The 19,885-nt window shown below is 69.4% G+C and carries 23 protein-coding genes; 5 read left to right on the top strand and 18 right to left on the bottom strand.

The annotated features are described in order from the left end of the window. The first annotated feature begins 67 nt into the window (after positions 1 to 67). Positions 68 to 622, top strand: a complete 555-nt coding sequence (locus AB0M59_RS39700) for a cysteine hydrolase family protein (protein WP_364626015.1) — start codon at positions 68 to 70, stop codon at positions 620 to 622. On the opposite strand, the gene AB0M59_RS39695 is transcribed toward AB0M59_RS39700, so the two are convergent. From AB0M59_RS39695 to AB0M59_RS39685, 3 genes are all read right to left on the bottom strand, one after another. Next, a complete protein-coding gene (locus AB0M59_RS39695) occupies positions 615 to 2,630 on the bottom strand; it encodes a protein meaA (protein WP_364626013.1) in 2,016 nt (671 codons plus the stop codon). The genes AB0M59_RS39700 and AB0M59_RS39695 overlap by 8 nt on opposite strands. Positions 2,631 to 2,715: 85 nt before the next feature. Then, a complete protein-coding gene (locus AB0M59_RS39690; protein ID WP_364626010.1) occupies positions 2,716 to 3,243 on the bottom strand; it encodes a hypothetical protein in 528 nt (175 codons plus the stop codon). Positions 3,244 to 3,300: 57 nt separating this feature from the next. Next, positions 3,301 to 3,831, bottom strand: a complete 531-nt coding sequence (locus tag AB0M59_RS39685) for a PH domain-containing protein (protein ID WP_364626007.1) — start codon at positions 3,829 to 3,831, stop codon at positions 3,301 to 3,303. A gap of 150 nt (positions 3,832 to 3,981) precedes the next feature. Here AB0M59_RS39685 and AB0M59_RS39680 point away from each other — a divergent pair, with 150 nt between their 5' ends. Beyond that, complete coding sequence (locus tag AB0M59_RS39680) at positions 3,982 to 4,605, top strand: LysE family translocator (protein WP_364626004.1); 624 nt, start codon at positions 3,982 to 3,984, stop codon at positions 4,603 to 4,605. After that, on the top strand, positions 4,605 to 5,228 hold the full coding sequence (locus AB0M59_RS39675) for a LysE family translocator (RefSeq protein WP_364626001.1): 624 nt from the start codon (positions 4,605 to 4,607) through the stop codon (positions 5,226 to 5,228). Before AB0M59_RS39680 ends, AB0M59_RS39675 begins: the two co-directional genes overlap by 1 nt. On the opposite strand, the gene AB0M59_RS39670 is transcribed toward AB0M59_RS39675, so the two are convergent. The 3 genes from AB0M59_RS39670 to AB0M59_RS39660 are packed head-to-tail and all read right to left on the bottom strand — an operon-like array spanning position 5,225 to position 7,648. Next, positions 5,225 to 6,415 (bottom strand): alpha/beta fold hydrolase, encoded by a 1,191-nt coding sequence (locus AB0M59_RS39670; RefSeq protein ID WP_364625998.1) that lies wholly within the window; start codon positions 6,413 to 6,415, stop codon positions 5,225 to 5,227. The two genes, AB0M59_RS39675 and AB0M59_RS39670, sit on opposite strands and share 4 nt — an antisense overlap. Further along, the gene (locus AB0M59_RS39665; protein ID WP_364625995.1) at positions 6,412 to 7,230 is read right to left on the bottom strand and encodes an NmrA family NAD(P)-binding protein; all 819 of its coding nucleotides are present in this window, start codon (positions 7,228 to 7,230) and stop codon (positions 6,412 to 6,414) included. The genes AB0M59_RS39670 and AB0M59_RS39665 overlap by 4 nt, the downstream gene beginning before the upstream one ends. Continuing rightward, a complete protein-coding gene (locus tag AB0M59_RS39660) occupies positions 7,223 to 7,648 on the bottom strand; it encodes a nuclear transport factor 2 family protein (RefSeq protein WP_364625993.1) in 426 nt (141 codons plus the stop codon). Before AB0M59_RS39660 ends, AB0M59_RS39665 begins: the two co-directional genes overlap by 8 nt. Positions 7,649 to 7,741: 93 nt before the next feature. Between AB0M59_RS39660 and AB0M59_RS39655 the strand changes: the two genes are divergently transcribed. Next, positions 7,742 to 8,335, top strand: a complete 594-nt coding sequence (locus AB0M59_RS39655) for a TetR/AcrR family transcriptional regulator (protein WP_364625990.1) — start codon at positions 7,742 to 7,744, stop codon at positions 8,333 to 8,335. A gap of 1 nt (position 8,336) precedes the next feature. Here AB0M59_RS39655 and murA read toward each other — a convergent pair whose 3' ends face one another. Then, entirely contained in the window at positions 8,337 to 9,611 is a 1,275-nt protein-coding gene (murA, locus tag AB0M59_RS39650) for a UDP-N-acetylglucosamine 1-carboxyvinyltransferase (protein WP_364625987.1), read from the bottom strand. Between the two features lie 61 nt (positions 9,612 to 9,672). Here murA and AB0M59_RS39645 point away from each other — a divergent pair, with 61 nt between their 5' ends. Beyond that, positions 9,673 to 10,245, top strand: a complete 573-nt coding sequence (locus AB0M59_RS39645) for a cob(I)yrinic acid a,c-diamide adenosyltransferase (RefSeq protein ID WP_364625984.1) — start codon at positions 9,673 to 9,675, stop codon at positions 10,243 to 10,245. Here the strand turns inward: AB0M59_RS39645 and aroA are convergent. The 11 genes from aroA to atpB all read right to left on the bottom strand — a co-directional run bounded on the left by aroA (position 10,242) and on the right by atpB (position 19,445). Then, positions 10,242 to 11,480, bottom strand: coding sequence for a 3-phosphoshikimate 1-carboxyvinyltransferase (aroA, locus tag AB0M59_RS39640; RefSeq protein WP_364625981.1), 1,239 nt, complete (start codon positions 11,478 to 11,480; stop codon positions 10,242 to 10,244). The genes AB0M59_RS39645 and aroA overlap by 4 nt on opposite strands. A gap of 9 nt (positions 11,481 to 11,489) precedes the next feature. Beyond that, entirely contained in the window at positions 11,490 to 11,810 is a 321-nt protein-coding gene (locus AB0M59_RS39635) for a putative quinol monooxygenase (RefSeq protein ID WP_364625978.1), read from the bottom strand. Between the two features lie 81 nt (positions 11,811 to 11,891). Then, positions 11,892 to 12,326 carry a DUF2550 domain-containing protein gene (locus AB0M59_RS39630; protein ID WP_364625975.1) on the bottom strand — a complete coding sequence of 145 codons (435 nt, stop codon included), beginning with the start codon at positions 12,324 to 12,326 and terminating at the stop codon, positions 11,892 to 11,894. A gap of 25 nt (positions 12,327 to 12,351) precedes the next feature. Continuing rightward, on the bottom strand, positions 12,352 to 12,717 hold the full coding sequence (locus AB0M59_RS39625; protein WP_364625972.1) for a F0F1 ATP synthase subunit epsilon: 366 nt from the start codon (positions 12,715 to 12,717) through the stop codon (positions 12,352 to 12,354). Between the two features lie 114 nt (positions 12,718 to 12,831). Then, positions 12,832 to 14,259 carry a F0F1 ATP synthase subunit beta gene (gene atpD, locus AB0M59_RS39620; protein ID WP_285476233.1) on the bottom strand — a complete coding sequence of 476 codons (1,428 nt, stop codon included), beginning with the start codon at positions 14,257 to 14,259 and terminating at the stop codon, positions 12,832 to 12,834. Next, the gene (locus tag AB0M59_RS39615) at positions 14,259 to 15,203 is read right to left on the bottom strand and encodes a F0F1 ATP synthase subunit gamma (protein ID WP_364625969.1); all 945 of its coding nucleotides are present in this window, start codon (positions 15,201 to 15,203) and stop codon (positions 14,259 to 14,261) included. The genes atpD and AB0M59_RS39615 overlap by 1 nt, the downstream gene beginning before the upstream one ends. Before the next feature lie 11 nt (positions 15,204 to 15,214). Further along, positions 15,215 to 16,855 carry a F0F1 ATP synthase subunit alpha gene (atpA, locus tag AB0M59_RS39610; protein ID WP_364625966.1) on the bottom strand — a complete coding sequence of 547 codons (1,641 nt, stop codon included), beginning with the start codon at positions 16,853 to 16,855 and terminating at the stop codon, positions 15,215 to 15,217. A 57-nt stretch (positions 16,856 to 16,912) separates the two neighbouring features. Further along, entirely contained in the window at positions 16,913 to 17,737 is an 825-nt protein-coding gene (locus tag AB0M59_RS39605; RefSeq protein WP_364625963.1) for a F0F1 ATP synthase subunit delta, read from the bottom strand. 6 nt (positions 17,738 to 17,743) lie between these two features. Continuing rightward, positions 17,744 to 18,301 (bottom strand): F0F1 ATP synthase subunit B, encoded by a 558-nt coding sequence (locus AB0M59_RS39600; protein ID WP_364625960.1) that lies wholly within the window; start codon positions 18,299 to 18,301, stop codon positions 17,744 to 17,746. 30 nt (positions 18,302 to 18,331) lie between these two features. Then, entirely contained in the window at positions 18,332 to 18,589 is a 258-nt protein-coding gene (locus tag AB0M59_RS39595) for an ATP F0F1 synthase subunit C (RefSeq protein WP_284744211.1), read from the bottom strand. A gap of 55 nt (positions 18,590 to 18,644) precedes the next feature. After that, positions 18,645 to 19,445 carry a F0F1 ATP synthase subunit A gene (atpB, locus tag AB0M59_RS39590; RefSeq protein WP_364625957.1) on the bottom strand — a complete coding sequence of 267 codons (801 nt, stop codon included), beginning with the start codon at positions 19,443 to 19,445 and terminating at the stop codon, positions 18,645 to 18,647. Between the last annotated feature and the right edge of the window lie 440 nt (positions 19,446 to 19,885).

Here is a 19,885-nt window from a genome sequence, read left to right as displayed (position 1 = left end):
GAAAAGTACCGCATCGCGCGTCCTCTGCCACTCCCCGGCACTGAAGAAACCCGCGAAACTCGACGTCATGACCGAAACGGCACTCATCCTGATCGACGTCCAGCGCGGGTTCGACGAGCCCGGCTGGGGCCCGCGCAACAACCCCGGCGCGGAAGCGAACATGAAGGCCCTGCTCGACGCGTGGCAGGAGCGGCGGCTGCCGGTCGTGCTGGTGCACCACGACTCGACGGGGCCGACATCGCCGCTGCGGCCCGGCCGGCCCGGCAACGACTTCAAGCCCGAGCTCGACGGTGCGCGGCCGGACCTGGTGTTCGGCAAGAAGGTCAACTCGGCCTTCATCGGCGACGTCGACCTCGACGCGTGGCTGCGCAAGCGCGGCATCACGAGCTTCGTCCTGGCCGGGATCCAGACGAACTTCTGCTGCGAAACGACCGCGCGGATGGGCGGGAACCTGGGCTACGACGTGACTTTCGCGCTCGACGCGACGTTCACCTTCGACCTGCCGGGCATCGACGGCGACGTCGTCACGGCCGACGAGCTGTACCGCGTCACGGCGGCGAACCTGGCGAACCAGTTCGCCACCGTGAAGTCCACGAAGGAGATCCTGGCCGGGCTCAGCTGAGGCCGTTGCGCTCCCGGACCAGCGAGACGATGCCGTCCATGATCTCGGTCAGCTCGTAGTCCTTCGGCGTGAACACGCGGGCGATGCCGCGCTCGGTCAGCAGCGCGGCGTCGTCCGGCGGGATGATGCCGCCGACGATCACCGGGACGTCGCCCGCGCCCGCGGCGCGCAGGCCGTCGACGACGTTCGGGACGACCTCCAGGTGCGAGCCGGAGAGCACCGACAGCCCGACGACGTGCACGCCTTCCTGCACCGCGGCCGCGACGATCTGCTCGGGCGTCAGCCGGATGCCCTGGTAGACGACCTCGAAGCCGACGTCGCGCGCCCGGACGGCGACCTGCTCGGCGCCGTTGGAGTGCCCGTCGAGCCCCGGCTTGCCGACGAGGATCCGCAGCCGTTCGCCCAGTTCTGCTTCGGTTTCCCGGACCCGGGAGCGGACGCGCTCGATCCCCGGGTCGCCACCGCTCGCGGCGGCCGCGGAAACCCCCGTGGGCGCGCGGTATTCGCCGAACACCTCGCGCAGCGCGCCGGACCACTCGCCGGTGGTCACGCCGGCCCGCGCACAGTCCACAGTGGCCTCGAAGAGGTTTTCCGTGGTCCGCGCGCGTTCCTTCAGCACGGTCAGGGACCGTTCGACGGCGTCGTCGTCGCGCTGGGTACGCCACTCCTCGATCGCGGTGACGGCGGCCTTCTCGACGGCGGGATCGATCGTCTCGATCGCCTTCGCGCCTTCGGCCTGCAGCGGCGACGGCTCGGTCGTCTCGAACTTGTTGACGCCAACGAGGACGCGCTCGCCGTTTTCCATGCCCCGGCGGTATTCGGCGAGCGAACCGACCAGCTGCGACTTCATGTAGCCGCTCTCGACCGCGGCGACCGCGCCGCCGAGGTCCTGCACGCGGGCGATCTCCTCGCGCGCGCCGGTCATGATCTCGTCGACCTTGGCCTGGATGACGTGGGAGCCGTCGAAGATGTCCTCGTACTCCAGCAGGTCCGTCTCGAACGCGAGCACCTGCTGCATCCGCAGCGCCCACTGCTGGTCCCACGGCCGCGGCAGGCCGAGTGCCTCGTTCCAGGCGGGCAGCTGGATCGCGCGGGCGCGGGCGCCGCGGCTGAGCGAAACCGCCAGCATCTCCAGCACGATCCGCTGGACGTTGTTCTCCGGCTGGGCTTCGGTGAGGCCCAGCGAGTTGACCTGGACGCCGTAGCGCAGGCGCCGCGCCTTCGGATCCGTTACGCCGTAACGGTCTCGCGTGATTTCGTCCCAGAGCGCGGTGAACGCGCGCATCTTGGACATCTCCTCGACGAAGCGGACGCCGGCGTTGACGAAGAACGAGATCCGCGCGACGACCTTGGCCATGTCGGCCGCGTCGACCTGCCCGGAGTCGCGGACGGCGTCGAGCACGGCGATCGCGGTGCACAGCGCGTAGGCGACCTCCTGCGTCGGCGTCGCGCCGGCTTCCTGCAGGTGGTAGCTGCAGATGTTGATCGGGTTCCACTTCGGCACGTGGTGCACGGTCCACGCGATCATGTCGGTGATCAGCCGCAGGCTCGGCCCCGGCGGGAAGATGTAGGTCCCGCGGGACAGGTACTCCTTGATGATGTCGTTCTGCGTGGTGCCGGTGAGCTTCGCGAGGACTTCGTCGACGTCCCGGCCCTCGGCTTCGGCCTGCTCGCGCGCCACGGAGACGTACAGCGCGAGCAGCCACATGGCCGGCGCGTTGATCGTCATCGACGTGTTCGCCTCGGCGAGCGGGATGCCGTCGAAGAGCCGCCGCATGTCGCCGATGTGCGACACGGGCACGCCGACCTTGCCGACCTCGCCGCGGCTGAGCTGGTGGTCCGGGTCGTAACCGGTCTGCGTCGGCAGGTCGAAGGCGACCGAAAGGCCGGTCTGCCCCTTGGCGAGGTTCCGCCGGTAGAGCTCGTTCGACGCGGCGGCCGAGGAGTGCCCGGCGTAGGTCCGCATCACCCACGGTCGGTCTCGCTCACGGTCCGTTGGGTACGGCACAGGGCACCTCCGGCGGTGGACGTTTCGCCGAGTGTACCGAGCGGTAACTTATGGTGGCAGTGCGATGGGACACGTCCGGGTGACCTCAGTCCGCGGTTTGCGCCTCCTCGATCAGCTCGCGGATCCGCTCGGGCTCCGCCACGGCGACGAACTTGATCGGGCTCCGCCGGCCCTGGAACCGCACCGGCACGGAATAGCCGAGGATGTCGAGGACCACGTCGGGGTCGGTGAAAGTGAGCGTGGCGAGACCGCCCCGGCCGAGCCAGGTGATCGACGGCGGGTACGCACCCAGGTCCGCCGCGGTGAGGATGCGGCCCGACACGCGGTCGGCCACCAGGACCCGCTGATCGGTCACCGCGTACACCGAGCGCCTGGCCGCCCACATCCGCGTGAGCACCACCCCCCAGGCGCCCGCGAAGGTCAGGACCGCCACGATCACGTTGACGAACGGGAATTCCTGGTCCGGAACGGGCTCCACCAAGGCGAAAAATCCCGCCGCCACCGTGCCGGCGGCGGGGAGGAACCACTCGATTCCCGTCGGGGCCACCCGCTGCGGCTGCCCCGACCACACCAGTCTTTCCCCCGGCAGCAAAGCGATGAACGGCTCGTACACGGCGCCCTCCCCAGCTCTTTGCCCGGCTGACGCTCCGGAAGGCCGCGCCGGTTGCCTTCAGGCGGCCGAAGTGCCCGACGTGCCCGCTTCCGGCGGCGCCTGGCGCGCCTTGGCTTCGTCGATGGCCTTGGTCAGGAGGTCGCGGACGCGCTTGGGCTCGCCGACACCCATCAGCGTCACCGAGCCGGATTCCGCGAAGGAGAGGGTGCCGGTGCGCGACGGTCCCGGCTTGAGGACCGGCGCCGAGAGACCGGCCAGCTCGCTCGCGCGTTCCTTCTGCCGGAACAACCCCGACCGCGCGATGACCCGGCTGTCGGTCACGGCGTACGTGGTGCGCCCGAGCGCGAGGTACCGGACGGCCGACCGGCCGACGGCACCGTACAAGCCGATCACCAGCACCACGACGGCCCCGGTCATGGCGCCCCCGCTGGGCTGCTTCGCGAGCAGGAACCAGAACGCGGCGACGGCGATGATGAGTCCGGCAGGGGCGATCACCCCGTCCGCGGCGACGTAGAACGGGCGCTGGACCGGCTCCCCGGCCCAGAGCACGCGCTCACCGGGTAGAAGATCGATTTCCCCTGCTGACATGGCCGAACACTACTCTGTGGACGCTTCTCCCGCCGAGTCCCGCGCGCGCCGCACATGTTCGCGCACTCTCAGTGCCCTCCGGTACAGCGCCGGCGGTGTGACGGGAATCCGCGAGACCCGACCTGTACCCGTCGATTAGCGTGGGCAGCCGTGACGTGGAGTGCTTACGGAAGTTACCTGCTCATCGTGGTCCTGATCGTGCTCGCACCGGGCCCGGACACGATGGTGATGCTGAAGAACGCGCTGTCCGGCGGGTTCCGCGGCGGGCTCCTCGCGTCGCTGGGCATCTTCGCCGGCAACGCCGTCCAAGGAAGTGCCGCGGCGCTCGGGCTCGGCGTCCTCATCGCGCGGTCGCAGCCGGTGTTCCTCGCGCTCAAGTGGGTCGGCGCGGCCTACCTCGTCTTCCTCGGCTTCCAGGCGCTGCGCGGGGCGTTCCGCGGGAACTACGACGTCGTCGAGCAGGTCCAGCGGCGCCGCGGCGGCGGGTTCCGGCGGTTCCGCGAGGGGTTCCTCTCCAACATCACGAACCCGAAGGTGCTGGTGCTGTACCTGTCCGTGCTGCCGCAGTTCCTGACGGCCGAGTCGAGCATCGGGGACTCGCTGGTGCTGGCCTACACCGTCGCGGTGCTCGGCGGGCTGTGGCTGCTGGTGCTGCTGGTGTTCGTGCACCGCGTCCGCGCGTGGCTGGGCCGCCGCCGGGTGCGCCGCACGCTGGACGGGGTCACCGGCACCGCGCTGCTCGGCTTCGGCGCCGCCCTCGCCCTGGAGTCCTGATGACGTGGAGCACCTACCTCGGGTTCGCCGGGATGATGGCGTTCCTGGCGATGATGCCGGGCCCGGACACCATGGTGGTGCTGAAGAACGCCCTCACGGGCGGCGCCCGCGGCGGCGGCTGGGCGTGCGCGGGGATCAGTGTGGCGAACTTCCTGCAGGGCACGGCGGTGGCGCTCGGCCTGGGCGCGGTGATCACGCGCTACCAGCCGTTGTTCGAGACGGTGAAGTGGCTGGGCGCGGCCTATCTCGTCTTCCTGGGGATCCAGGCATTGCGTGGCGCTTGGCGCGGGAACTACGAAGCTCTGGACGACGTCCGCCGCGTTCGCGGTACGCGGGGACGCCGGTTCCGTGAGGGGTTCCTGTCGAACATCACCAACCCGAAGGTGATCGTGCTGTACCTGTCGGTGCTGCCGCAGTTCCTCACGCCGGCGTCGACGTTCGCCGATTCGCTGCTGCTGGCGTACACCGTCGCGGCGCTCGGCGTCGTGTGGCAGGTGCTGCTGCTGGTGTTCGTGCACCGGGTGCGCGGGTGGCTGGAGCGGCGCCGGGTCCGCCGGACCCTCGACGGCATCACCGGCACCGCCTTGCTCGGCTTCGGCGCCGCGCTCGCCGTCGAAAGCTAGAGCGTCCGGTCCAGCCAGTCGTAGATCCGGCCGGCCGCGAGCCGCTGGGCGCCGACGTGGCAGTGCGCGTCCGCGCCCTCCTCCGCCGTGAACGTCATCAGCGTCTTGGGCGCGTTCAGGTGGTCGTACAGCCGACGCGGCTCGGTTTCCGTCTCTCCGGCGAAGAACAGGTCGTCCGCCGCCTCGCACACGAGCGTCGGGCACTCGATCTTCTCCGCGACACCGTCTTCGAGCGTGTACTCGAGGTACTTCGCGATGAACTCGCGGTCGGTAGCCGCGCCCAGGACGTACCGGCCGTGGTCGCACGCCCAGCGCAACGTCGAACTGGCTTCGCGGCCGGCCGCGAGGATCGCGTCGAACTCCGGGTCCTCTGCGGCCTGCGCCCGGCGGACGATTTCCGCGCGGTCCCAAGGCAAAAGACCCGTCACCGCCGCACCCGCGTCGTACACGCCATCCACCGCGACGACCGCCGCCAAGCGGGACTCGAACGCCGCCGCGCGCGGGGCGAGCATGCCGCCGAGGCTGATGCCGAGCAGCGCCACGCGCGACGGATCCACGCCGTCGAGGCCTAACGCGAAGTCCACCACCGGCGTGACGACGTGCTCCCAGTCCGGCCGGAACACGAGCTTCTCGCGCCGGATCGCGCTCGGCTGACCCGGGCCGTCGAACGTCAGCACGTGGTAGCCGTGCTCGGCACCGGCCGCCGCGCCCATGTAGTGGCATTCCTCGGCGCTGCCGTCGAAACCGTTGTGCATGATCAGCAACGGCTTCGGGCCGTCGCCCGGCGCGCGGTAGAAGTAGCCCTGCAGAACCGTTCCGTCGTAAGGGATTTCGACCGGCTCCGCGACGCCCGCGCGCCGGAAGCATTCGACGCTGCGGTCGTACGCCGCCGCGATCCGCGGGTCCGCCGGGTCGCCGTGGAGGAAGAACTCCGACGAAAAGTAGTACGTCGACGCGCGCAGCAGCAGGTCCCGCGCGGTGACGGGCCCGGCGTCGGCGGCCTCGGCGTAGAGCCGGTCGGCCAGGGCGCGGTAGGCGTCGTGCCAGCTGTCGTAGTCGCCGGCCGTCACGGTCGACGCGGCCGCGACCACCTCGCCGAAGTCCGAGCCGCCGTAGGACGCGTGGCCGAACAGGCGCAGCGTCTCGAACCAGAACTGCGGGTCTTCGGTGAACATGATCTGCTTCATCGGATCTCCTCCTCCACGAAGGTTTCGAACGAGCGGGCGGGCCGGCCGGTGACCTCTTCGACGGCCGGGGTGACGCGGTCTTCGGCGCCGCGCCGGATGTCCTCGTCGAGCGCGGCGAGCACCGCGGCGAAGGAAGCGGGAATCCCGGACGCGGTCACGCGAGCCGCGAACTCGGCGGTGCTCACGGCTCGGTGCCGCACCGGACGTCCGGTGCGCGCGGTGATGATCGACGCCGCTTCGGAGTAGCTCACCGCGGCCGGACCGGTGAGGACGTGTTCGGTGTTGTGCGGTTCGGGGTCGGTCAGCGCGCGAACGGCGACCGCCGCGATGTCACCGGCGTCGACGAACGCGACCCGCGCGTCCCCGGTGGCGGTGACGATCTCGCCGTCCCGGACGCCCTGGGCGACCAGGTGCTCGCCGGTGAAGTTCTGCATGAACCAGGACGGCCGCAGCACGGCCCATTCCGGCACCACGCGCACCAGCCGTTGCAGGTCGCCGAGCCCGGGCGTGTCCACGGTGACGGCCGACGAGCTGAGCAGGACGACGCGGCGGACGCCCGCGGCCAGGGCGTCGTCCAGGAAGGGCTCGACCACCCCGATCGGCGAGGCCTCGCCGATCGGCGGCAGCAGGTACACCGCGGAGACGCCACGCAGTGCGTCGGCGTGGGTCGAGCGGTCGGTCCAGTCGAACCGGACCTGACCGGGTTCGCCCGGCTTGCGCGTGGCGGCCCGCGCCGGGAATCCCGTGTCACGCAGGCCCGCGACGACCCGGCGGCCGGTGGTGCCGGTGCCGCCGAGGACCAGGAAGTCACCCACCGAAGGCCGCCGTCAGCTCGTCGACGCCGCCGAGGAGCTCGGCCGCGGCGAGCGGGCTCCAGTAGTCGCGGTAGTGGCGGATCTCGCCGTCCTCGACGGTGATCACGGCGATGTACGAAAGCTCGTACGGCTTCTGCGACGCGACGACGACACCCGCGACCGTCATCTCCACGACGACCACGGCCGGGTCCGCCGTTTCGTGCACGGTCTTCGCGACGATCTCGCGGATGTCCAGCAGGTTCGGGTAGTCGCGCAGGTACTCGCGGATCGCGTCGCGCCCTTCGACGCGCTTCGGGTAGCCCGGGCCGGCGAACGGGAACTCGAGGACGCCGTCCTCGGTCCAGAGCCCGGCGAACCCGGCCATGTCGTGTTCTAGGAGCAGGTCGAGGCCCTGCTGAACGAGGTCTCGTGGCTGCATCGCAGTCCCCTTCGCCGTTCGGACGAGACGGTACCGTCCCGACGTCACTGTAGACGGGACGGTACCGTCTCGTCCACCCGTTACACTGCGCTCATGGCACGCACCCCGACCGGCGCCGCGGTCCTCCAGCCCGAGGTCACGCAGGCGATCACCGAAGCCGTCATGTGGGAACTCGCCGAACAGGGTTACGGGCGGCTGTCGATGGAAGCGGTGGCGAAACGCGCCGGCGTCGGCAAGAGCGCGCTGTACCGGCGGTGGGCGTCGAAGGACCACATGATCGCCTCCGTGGTGACGGAGTTCAGCGTGACCCGCGCGGCGGAGGCCGACACGGGCTCACTGCGCGGAGATCTGCGCGAGACGATGCAGGCCCTGATCGACTGGCTCACGCACCCGCTGTTCTCGCGGATCCTGCCGGACCTGGTCGCGGAGGACGCCCGCAAGCCGGACCGCGGCCGCGGCTTGCGCGAGGCCATCGGCGGGCCCCGCCGCGAGGTCGGCGAGGCGATGCTGCGCCGCGCGATCACCCGCGGCGAGCTGCCCGAGGACCTGGACATGGAGATGGCGCTCGACATCTTGGCCGCGCCGATCTACTGGCGCCTGGTGGTCCGCCTGGCGGAAGCGGAGCCGGACTACGTGGACCGGCTGGTGGAGTTCGCCCTGCGCGCACTCGGCGCGCAGGGCGCTTGACTCACGTGCGAGCAGGCTCGCCGGCGACGCGCTCGATGTTGGCGCCCAGGCGGTTCAGGTTCTCCACGAAGTGCGGGTAGCCGCGGTCGATGTGGAAGACGTCCCAGACTTCGGTGACGCCGTCCGCGCACAGGCCCGCCAGCACCAGGCCCGCGCCCGCGCGGATGTCGGACGCCCACACCGGCGCGCTCGACAGCGTCTTGACGCCGCGGACCACCGCGTGGTGGCCGTCTGTGCGCGCGTCGCCGGACAGGCGGACCATCTCCTCGATGAAGCGGAAGCGCGCCTCGTAGACGTTCTCCGTGATCATCGACGTGCCCTCGGACACCGCCGAAAGCGCCACCGCGAAGGGCTGCAGGTCGGTCGCGAAGCCGGGGTACGGCAGCGTCACCCAGTCGACCGCCTTCGGGCGCTCCGGCTGGACCACGCGGAAACCCTTGTCGCCGAACGTCTGGACGTCCGCGCCGGCCAGCTGCAGCTTGTTCAGGATCAGGTCGAGGTGGTGCGGGTTGACGCCGCGGACCGTGATGTCGCCGCGGGTCATCGACGCCGCGAACGCCCAGGTCGCGCCGACGATCCGGTCGCCGATCACGCTGTGCTCGGTCGGGTGCAGCTGCTCCACACCGTGCACGGTCAGCGTCGACGTCCCGGCGCCCTCGATCTTCGCGCCCATCTCGGTGAGCATCGTGCAGATGTCGACGATCTCGGGCTCGCGCGCGCAGTTGTCGATGACCGTGGTGCCCTCGGCCAGGACGGCCGCCATCAGGATGTTCTCGGTCGCGCCGACGCTCGGGAAGTCGAGCCAGATCTGTGCGCCGACCAGCGTCTCGGCCTTCGCGACGACGCAGCCGTGCTCGATGGTGCTCGTCGCGCCCAGCTTGCGCAGGCCGTTCTGGTGCATGTCCAGCGGGCGCGAGCCGATGGCGTCGCCGCCCGGCAGCGCGACGACGGCCTGCTTCAGCCGGCCGACCAGCGGGCCCAGCACGCAGACGGACGCGCGCAGCTTGCCCATCGCGGCCGAGTCCGCGCGGTGCGACAGCTCGGCCGGCGTCGTGATGGTGGCGGTGTCACCCTCGATGACGACCTCGCAGCCGACGCTCCGCAGCACGTCGCCCATCAGCGGGACGTCCAGGATCTGCGGGCAGTTCGTGATGGTCGTGGTGCCCTCGGCCAGCAGTGCCGCGGCCATCAGTTTCAGCACACTGTTCTTCGCGCCGACCACGTCGACCTCGCCGACCAGCCGGGCTCCGCCATGCACGTCGAAGTGCTCGCTCATGGCCGCCAATCATGCCCTCTCGCCCGGATTCGGCCCGGGCGGGGGCCGCTATGGTGGGTTCATGGTCGTTCGCATCAACCGCGTCTACACGAAGGTCGGCGACAGCGGCACGACCGCGCTCGGCGACGGGTCCCGCGTGCCGAAGACGTCCCCGCGGTTGGGCGCGTACGCCGACACCGACGAGACGAACTCCGTGCTGGGCTTGGCGATCGCGGTCGGCGCGCTGCCGAGCGAAGTCACGGATGTGCTGCGTGCGGTGCAGAACGATCTCTTCGACGTCGGCGCGGACCTGTGCCTGCCGATTTCCGATGACCCGCCGTACCCGCCGCTGCGGATCACGGAGAAGTACGTCGAGCGGCTCGAGGGCTGGTGCGACGAGTTCAACGAGCACCTGCCGAAGCTGACGTCGTTCATCCTGCCGGGCGGGACGCCGGGGGCGGCGTTCCTGCACCAGGCTCGCACAGTGTCCCGGCGCGCGGAGCGGAGCGCGTGGGCGCTGCACGAGGCCGAGCCGGAGACGACGAACCCGATCGCGGTGAAGTACCTGAACCGGCTGTCGGACCTGCTGTTCATCCTCGCCCGGCTGGCGAACCCCGACGGTGACGTCCTGTGGGCCCCGGGTGGGCAGCCCTAGATCCCCCAGCTCGCCCGCAGCGACCCCAGCGCCTGGTGGAAGCCGGGGAACGTCTTCTTCACGCACTCCGGGTCGTCCAGGGTGATGCCCGGCGTCCGCAGGCCCGTGATGCTGAACGCCATCGCGATCCGGTGGTCACGACGGCACTTGACCAGCGCACCGGTCGGCTCCCCCGGCTGGATCTCGATCCAGTCGCGGCCCGTCTCGACGGCGACGCCCATCGCCCGCAGGTTCTCCTCGCACGCGTCCAGCCGGTCGCACTCCTTGATGCGCGTGTTGTAGACGTCCTCGATGCGCACCGGGCCCGAAGCGAACGGCGCGATCGCCGCCAGCGTCGGGACCGTGTCCGAGATGTCGCGCATGTTCACCGTAATCCCGCGCAGGCCGTCCGACGGGCCCGCGACCGTCACCGAGTCCGGCCCCAGCTCCACGTGCGCGCCCATCTGTTCCAGCACCGAGACGAACTGGACGTCGCCCTGCAGAGCCGAGGACCCCAGCCCCGGGATCGTCACCGTCCGGCCCGTGACCGCCGCCGCGGCGAGGAAGTAGCTGGCCGTCGACGCGTCCGGCTCCACCGGGTACTCGCACGCCTGGTACGGCTGCGGCGGCACCACGAACGTCTTGCCCTCGCGCCGGACGTCCACGCCGAACTGCCGCATCATCGAAAGCGTGATCTCGACGTACGGCACCGACACCAGGTCCGTCACCGTGATCCGCAGCCCCTCCGCCGTCAGCGGGCCGAGCAGCAGCAACGCCGTCAGAAACTGGGACGACAACCCCGCGTCCAGGGTCAGCGAACCGCCCTTGACGCCGTTCGCGCGGATCGTCAGCGGGTCGTGCCCCGGCGCACCCTCGAAGGTCAGGTCGACGCCGAGCTCCTGCAGCGCGTCGGTCAGCGGGCCGAGCGGGCGCCGGCGCATCTGGTCGGAGGCGTCGAAGTGGAACGTCCCGGTGCCGGCCGCGGCCAGCGCGGGCAGGAACCGGGCCGTCGTGGCGCCGTCGCGGCAGAAGACGTCCGCTTCGGCGACGCCGGGGCCCGCCGGACGGCCCTCGATGGTCCACGCGCCCGGCTGCCGGTCGACGCGGTAACCCAGCTTGACGAGGCCCTCGGCGAAGCCCTCGGTGTCGTCCGAGTGCAGCGGACGGCCGAGGGTCGTGGTGCCGTGCGCGGCGGCGGCCAGGAACAGGCCGCGGGCGGTGACGGACTTGGAGCCGGGGATCTCGACGAGGGTCACCCCCCGAGTTTAGTGCGGCGCGATCTCGGCCATCGGGCCCCAGTCGGAGGCGTCCTGCACGTTGATGATCCGCGGATTGTCCGAGATGTACTCGCCCAGCGTCGCGACGGCCGTCTTGAAGTGCTCGGAACCGACGTGCGCGACCGCGGCGTCCTGGCCTTCGAAGCCCTCGACCAGCACGTAGGTGTTGCGGTCCTCGACGCTGCGGGACCACTCGAAGAACTTGTTGCCCGCCTCGCCGCGCGTGCCCTTGGTGAAGTCGGCGACGATGTCCGGCCACGAGTCCGCGTACTCCGGCTTCACCGGGAACTTGACCACGATGAAAATCATGGGCTCAACGGTAGGGCAACGCCGCGGTTCCGGCTGTCTCGGTTTGAGACAGGGTTGGAACAGCGGCCGAGACGGCGGGTGTCAGGAAGCGCGCGGAAGACGTCGCCCCGGCGGGGCGGATTCGAGCCAGGAAAGGAAGCCCGTGAGCGCACCCGGCCCCATCGCGATCTCGATCGCTTCCTGGGTCTCCGACTCACAGCGCAGCACAGTCGAACCCTCGGGAACGGCGTAGGCCTCGGACCCGGACGGGTCTCGCCGGTCGGCGATCTGCATGCTTTCCCGCTGGAAGACGCGGTCCGGGCCGGTCCGCAGGCTCCACACGCGGTACCAGACGAACTCGTCGCCCTCGTAGCGGCCCAGCCCCAGGTGCCAGCTGGACCGCGCGGCGTCCGGACGCCACCGCAGCGCGACGCTCACGCCCCCGCCGCGGCGCATCCGGATCCACCGCTGGCCGTACCAGGCGACCAGCGCGACGAGCACGATCAGGAGCCCCACTACGACCACGGTGATCTTCACGGCCCGGCTCCTGCCCGTCTCCCGCTCAGGCCGACTGACCTGCCGCGCGGAGCTGGGCCGTGGCCCTCGTCCGCTCGGTCTCGTCGTCGGCGCTCAGTGCCGCCTTCGCCGCGTTGACATCGATTTCGTCGGACAGCTCGGCGCTCTCGGCGAGAATGCTCACCCCGGTGCCGGTCACGGAAAGGAATCCGCCGTGCACGGCCGCGCAGACCGTCTCCCCGTCGGTGGTCGTCACCTTGACCACGCCACCCTCGACGAGCTGCCCGAGCACGGGTTCGTGGCCGGCCATGATGCCGATCTCGCCCTCGGTGGTCTGGGCCACCACGAAAGTGGCGGTACCCGACCAGAGACGGCGCTCGACGGCCACCAGCTCCACGGACATCTCAGCCACGTAGCACTCCTTAGCTCGGGGTGTTGATCCCGAGTGTAATAGGTCTGTATCCCGGTATGAGAACGGCGGGGGCGCGCATCCACATAGGACACTGCCCCCGCCGTGCTCACGGAATCACTTCTTGGTGATTTCCTTGTACTTCTTCTCGAGGTCCTCGAGGCCACCGATGCCCAGGAACGCCTGCTCCGGGTAGTGGTCGAAGTCACCCTTCGAGATGCGGTCGAACGACTCGATGGTCTCCGAGAGCGGCACCGTCGAGCCCGGGATCTGCGTGAACGCCTCGGCGACCAGCATGTTCTGCGACAGGAACCGCTCGATGCGGCGCGCGCGCTGAACGGTCAGCTTGTCCTCTTCCGACAGCTCGTCCATGCCGAGGATCGCGATGATGTCCTGCAGTTCCTTGTACTTCTGCAGGATCCGGATGACCTCGGAAGCCACGCGGTAGTGGTCCTCACCGACGATGGCCGGGTCGAGGATCGTCGACGTCGACGCCAGCGGGTCCACCGCCGGGAAGATGCCCTTCTGGAAGACACCACGCGAGAGCTCGGTGGTGGCGTCCAGGTGGGCGAACGTCGCGGCCGGGGCCGGGTCGGTGTAGTCGTCCGCGGGGACGTAGATCGCCTGCATCGAGGTGATCGACCGGCCTCGGGTCGAGGTGATCCGCTCCTGCAGCTGGCCCATCTCGTCAGCCAGCGTCGGCTGGTAACCCACGGCCGACGGCATGCGGCCCAGCAGGGTCGACACCTCGGAACCGGCCTGGGTGAACCGGAAGATGTTGTCGATGAACAGCAGCACGTCCTGGTTCTGCACATCGCGGAAGTACTCCGCCATGGTCAGCGCGGACAGCGCGACGCGCATACGCGTGCCGGGCGGCTCGTCCATCTGGCCGAACACGAGGGCGGTGTCGTTGATGACGCCGTCTTCGCTCATCTCCAGGAAGAGGTCGTTGCCCTCACGGGTGCGCTCGCCGACCCCGGCGAACACCGACGTACCACCGAAGTTCCGGGCGACACGGGTGATCATCTCCTTGATGAGCACCGTCTTGCCGACGCCGGCGCCGCCGAAGAGGCCGATCTTGCCACCCTGGACGTACGGGGTGAGCAGGTCGACGACCTTCAGGCCGGTCTCCAGCATCTCCGTCTTGCCCTCGAGCTGGTCGAAGGACGGCGGGTTGCGGTGGATGCCCCAGCGCTCGAGGTCGTCGCCGTAGCCGGGTTCGTCGAGGCACTCGCCGAGCGCGTTGTAGACGTGACCCTTGACCTTGTCGCCCACCGGCACGGTGATCGGCTTGCCGGTGTCGGTGACCTCGGCGCCCCGGACCAGGCCGTCCTGCGGCTGGAGCGAGATGGTGCGGACGAGGTTGTCACCCAGGTGGGAGGCGACCTCGAGGGTCACCGTCTTGCGGAGCTGCTCGAACTCGATCTCGACCTTGAGGGCGTTGAACTGGTCGGGCACGGAACCGCGCGGGAACTCGACGTCGACGACCGGACCGGTCACCGACACGATGCGCCCCTTGGCGCGCGGGGCTTCAGTACTGGTCATCAATCATCACTTCCTGCTGCGGTGAGCGCGTTCGCGCCACCGACGATTTCGGAGATCTCCTGGGTGATCTGGGCCTGGCGGGCCTGGTTCATCTCCCGGGTCAGGTTGCCGACCAGCTCGTTCGCGTTGTCCGACGCGGCCTTCATCGCCGTCCGGCGGGCGGCCAGCTCGGACGCCGCCGACTCGAGCATGGCCGCGTAGAGCCGCGTGTTGATGTACTTCGGCAGGAGCGCGTCCAGCAGCTTGTCGGCACTCGGCTCGAACTCGTAGCTGGGGAGCAGCTCGCCCGCGGGCTTCTGCTCCTCCTCGCCGTCGGTGTACTCGACCTCGAGCGGCGCGACGCGCTTGGCGACCGGCCGCTGGGTCAGCATCGACACGAACTCGGTATAGACGATGTGGATCTCGTCGACACCCTCGACGCCGTCGGCGTTGCCGTGCTCGTCGTCGACGCCGGCCATGAACGACTGGACGAGGGCCTCGCCGGCCGTGACCGCGGCGGCGTAGGTCGGCTGGTCGGAGAAGCCCGTCCAGCCGTCCTGGACCGGGCGGTCGCGGAACCGGTAGTAGTTCAGGCCCTTGTTGCCGGTGACGTAGATCTGGGCTTCCTTGCCCTCGGAGCGGAGCAGGGAGAGCAGCTCTTCGGTCGCCCGCAGCACGTTCGAGTTGTACCCACCGGCCTGGCCCTTGTCACTGGTCACGACCAGGACCGCGGCCCGCTTCGGGTTCGGGCGCTCGACCAGCATGGGGTGGTCGAGGTTGGCCGCCGCACCGGCCAGCGCCGAGAGCACCTTGGTGATCTCGTCCGCGTACGGCCGGGAAGCGGCGACCTTCGCCCGCGCCTTGGTGATGCGCGCGGTGGCGATGAGCTCCATCGCCTTGGTGATCTTGCCGATCGACTTGGTCGCCTTGATGCGCGACCGGAGTTCCCGGAGTTGTGCGGCCATGAGCTATCAGCTCACTTCTTCGGGGCGGGCTTGTTGACCTTGACGGTCTCGTGCCCGACCTTGTCGGCGTCCATGGCGTCGGCGTCCGCCTCGACGAGGGACTTGCCCTCGGACGTGGTGAACTCCTTCTTGAACTCGTTGACCGCGTTGACCACGTTCTCCCGGGTCTCCTCGGGGAACTTGCCGGACTCGCGGATGCCGTTGAGCAGGTCCGCGTGCTTGCGGCGGGCCGAGTCGAGGAACTCGTGGTTGAAGCGGCGGACGTCCTCGGTCGGGACCGAGTCGTAGTGGCCGTTCGTGCCCAGGTACACCGTGAGGACCTGCTCCTCGACCGGGACCGGCGAGTACTGCGGCTGCTTGAGCACCTCGTACAGCCGGGCACCGCGCTCGAGCTGCGCCTTCGAGGCGTCGTCGAGGTCCGAGGCGAAGGCGGCGAACGCCTCCAGCTCGCGGTACTGCGACAGGTCGATCCGGAGCGAGCCCGCGACGTCCTTCATCGCCTTGACCTGCGCGGCACCACCCACGCGGGACACCGAGATGCCCACGTCGATGGCCGGGCGCTGGCCGGCGTTGAACAGGTCCGACTGGAAGAAGCACTGGCCGTCGGTGATCGAGATGACGTTCGTCGGGATGTAGGCCGACACGTCGTTGGCCTTCGTCTCGATGATCGGCAGCCCGGTCAGCGAACCCGCGCCCAGCTCGTCCGAGAGCTTCGCGCACCGCTCCAGCAGACGGGAGTGCAAGTAGAAGACGTCGCCGGGGAACGCTTCGCGGCCCGGCGGGCGGCGCAGCAGCAGCGAGATCGCGCGGTACGCGTCGGCCTGCTTGGTCAGGTCGTCGAACACGATGAGGACGTGCTTGCCCTCGAACATCCAGTGCTGGCCGATGGCCGAGCCGGTGTACGGCGCGATCCACTTGAAGCCGGCGGAGTCCGAAGCCGGAGCCGCGACGATGGTCGTGTACTCCATCGCGCCCGCGTCCTCGAGGGACTTCTTGACCGCGGCGATCGTCGAGCCCTTCTGGCCGATCGCGACGTAGATGCAGCGAACCTGCTTCTTCTCGTCGCCGGTCTCCCAGTTGGACTTCTGGTTGATGATCGTGTCCACCGCGACGGCCGTCTTGCCCGTCTTGCGGTCACCGATGATCAGCTGACGCTGGCCGCGGCCGATCGGGGTCATCGCGTCGATCGCGGTGATGCCGGTCTGCAGCGGCTCCGACACCGGCTGGCGCTCGACCACCGAAGCGGCCTTGACCTCCAGCGGGCGGCGGTCGGTGGTCTCGATCTCGCCGAGGCCGTCGATCGGGGCGCCCAGCGGGTTGACGACGCGGCCGAGGTAGCCGTCGCCGACCGGCACCGACAGGACCTGGCCGGTGCGCTTGACCTGCTGGCCCTCTTCGATGCTTTCGAAGTCGCCGAGGATCGCGGTACCGATGGAGCGCGCGTCCAGGTTCAGTGCGACGCCCAGGACGCCGCCGGGGAACTCGAGCAGCTCGTTGGCCATGGCCGACGGAAGGCCTTCGACGTGGGCGATGCCGTCGCCGGCGTCGATCACGGTGCCAACTTCTTCCCGGCTCACGTCCGGGGCGTAACTCGAGACGTAGTTCTCGATCGCGCTACGGATCTCATCCGAGGAGATCGTCAGCTCGGCCATGTCTTTCCCGCTCTCGCTTCGTTCTTGCCAGTATGCAAAGTCTTGTGTGACCTGGGGCTATGCCCGGGCCAGCCGCCTGCGCAAGGCCGCCAGCCGACCCGCGGCGCTCCCGTCGATGACCTCGTCCCCGACGCGGACCACGAGCCCGCCGCCGAGATCGGGGTCGACCTCGACGTGCAGCGCGATCGGCCGCCCGTAGATGTCGTTCAGCTTCGCGCCCAGCCGGGCGGTCTGCTCGTCGGTCAGGGCGCTCGCGCTGGTCACGTAGGCGACCGAGCGCTCACGGCGTTCCGCGGCCAGCTTGACCAGCGCGTCGAGCCCGACGCCGACACCGCGGCCCTTGGCCCGGCGGACGACCTGCTCGACGAGGGTTTCGGTGACCACGTCCACCTTGTCGGCGAACAGCCCGCGCACCAGCGTCCGCTTGGCGTCCGCGGGGCCGGCCAGGTCCGAAAGCGCCGTCTCGAGCTCCGGGTGGTTGGCCACGACCCGCGAGACCTGGAACAGCTGGGTCTCGACGGCGTCGATGTTGCCGGTCTTCTCGGCCGCGGTGAGCAGCGCGGAGTGCCCGAGCGACTCGAGTCCGTCGACCAGCTGACGGGGGCTGGACCAGCGGCTGCCCGCCACGGCGTCGAGCACCTTCAGGGCCGGTTCGGACAGCTTGCCGTCGAACAGCCGGCGCACCAGCGCGGTGCGCGCCTCCGGCGTCGCCGACGCGTCGCTCACCGCCCGGCGCAGGCCGATCTCCCGGTCCAGCAGGTCGACGACCGAGAGCAGCTCGTCGCCGACCGTGGCGGAGTCGGCTCCCGCGTCGGCCAGAACCTCGCCGAGGCGTTCCTCGGCGAGGCCGAGCGCTTCACGGCTCGCAGCATGCAGCGTCATCCCGGTCTACTTCCCCGCTCCACCAGCGGCACCGGCGGTGTCCAGCTCCGCGAGGAACCGGTCGACGGTGCCACGACGGCGCGCCTCGTCTTCGAGCGACTCGCCGACGATGCGGCTGGCCAGCTCCACGGCGTTGCGGCCCATGTCGGCCCGCAGCTCGGCGATGATCTGCGCCTTCTGAGCCTGCAGCTGAGCCTGGCCCTGGGCGACGATCCGCTGGGACTCGGCTTCGGCGTCGGCGCGCAGCTCCGCCTTGATCTGCTCGGCTTCGAGCCGGGCGTCGTCGCGGATCTTCGCGGCCTCGCTGCGAGCCTCGTGCAGCTGGGCCCGGTACTTGGCCAGAGCGTCTTCGGCTTCGGCCTGGGCCCTTTCGGCCTTCTCGATCCCGCCCTCGATCATCTGGGCGCGCTCTTCGTACGCGGCCTCGAAGCGAGGAACGACGTACTTCTTCAGAACGAGCAGCAGGATCACGAAGGCGACGATCCCGAGGATGACCTCGGGAATGTGCGGGATGATCGGGTTGGGCGCCTCTTCGGCGGCCAACACCAATTCAGTCTTCAGCACGACGTCTCCTTAAGCGATGAGCTGGCTAACTCAGGCAGCGGAGGCGATGAAGTAGATGACGATACCGATCAGGGCGAGCACCTCGGTCAGAACGAAGGTCGAGAAGCCGATGCCCTGCAGCTTGCCCTGCGCCTCCGGCTGACGCGCCGTGCCGTTGATGACGGCGGCGAAGATCAGACCCACACCGATGCCCGGGCCGATCGCGCCGAGGCCGTAACCGATGGCCGCGAGGCCCGGGTTGATGTTGACGGCGTCAGCGGCGGCCTGGGCCAGAACGATGTTGCTCACGTGCATTTCCCTTCACTTCGGTCCACGCGCTCGCGTGAATCGGGGGCTGGTGTTCTCAGTGCTCCGACGCCAGCGCGGCGCCGATGTACCCGGCTGACAGCAGGGCGAAGATGTAGGCCTGCAGCACCTGGATGAAGGCTTCGAGGAAGGTCATCATGATCGCGAAGATGAACGCCACCGGCGAAACGAGCTTCAGCCCGAAACCGTCGGTCTCGGTCAGCAGGAAGCTGCCGCCGAGGGTGAACACCATGATGATGAGGTGACCGGCGAACATCGCGGAGAACACTCGGATGGCGAGCGTCGCCGGCGCGATGAAGAACTTCTGCGCGAACTCGATGGTCGAGAACAGCGGCAGCACGAAACCCGGGACTCCGGCCGGCGCGAGCTCCTTCTTCAGGTAGCCCTTGAAGCCGTAGCGCTTGAAGCCGACGTAGTGGTAGACCGGGTAAACCACCAGCACCGAAAGCGCGAGCGGGAAACCGATCCGCGCCATGGTCGGGAACTGGAAGAACGGGATGATCCCGAACAGGTTGTTCACCAGTACGAAGGTGAACAGGCCGAGGATCAGCGGGATGAACGGCTTGAAGTCCTTCGAGCCGATCTGTTCCCTGGCGATGTTGTTGCGGCCGAAGTTGTAGAGCGACTCGGCGATGAACTGCGACTTGCCGGGGACGACCTTCAGCTTCCGCGACGCCAGCATGAAGTAGGCGACGATGATGATCAGCGAGATCACCACGAGCAGCATGGGCTTGGTGAAGCTTCCCCAATAACCCGAGCCGAAGAGCGGCGGCAGGTTGAAGTCCGCCACACCGGGGGGCATGAAAGTGCCGCCCTCGGTCAGTACCAGCGCGCCCACTGGGCTCCTTCCGGTTCTCCCGGCCGGCGTTCACTCCGCCGGGGGAATCGTCACGATCTGGACTTAACGTACCCGATACGTATCGGGCCGCTGGAGGCGGCTACCCCACGGTCAGCAGAACACACCTTCACGTTCTGCACACGGGGTTGTCTCGCGTGAACACTGCCCTGCGGTCTACTTCGGACCAGCGGCGGAGAGGCGGAACCACACGGTCGCCACACTGCTGATCGCGGTTGTCTCAGGGAGCGTGCGGCCGAGGCCGCCACCCTTGACGCGGACCATACCAGCAGGTCAATCAGTGCCGTACAGGCGTACTCCATACCAACCGATCAGCCCAGGACCTAAGTCCCGGGTCGACCCGGGACCCTGGTCCGGTGGGCGCGGGACCCCCCGCTCCATCGCTCCCGGTGAGAGCGCGACGGGGGTCCCGGTGGGTCCGT

Origin of the sequence: Amycolatopsis sp. NPDC051371, from assembly GCF_040682155.1 — a bacterium.
Lineage (GTDB): Bacteria > Actinomycetota > Actinomycetes > Mycobacteriales > Pseudonocardiaceae > Amycolatopsis.
Note: the sequence above shows the minus strand (reverse complement) of the source record. Positions and strands in the feature narration are given on the sequence as shown.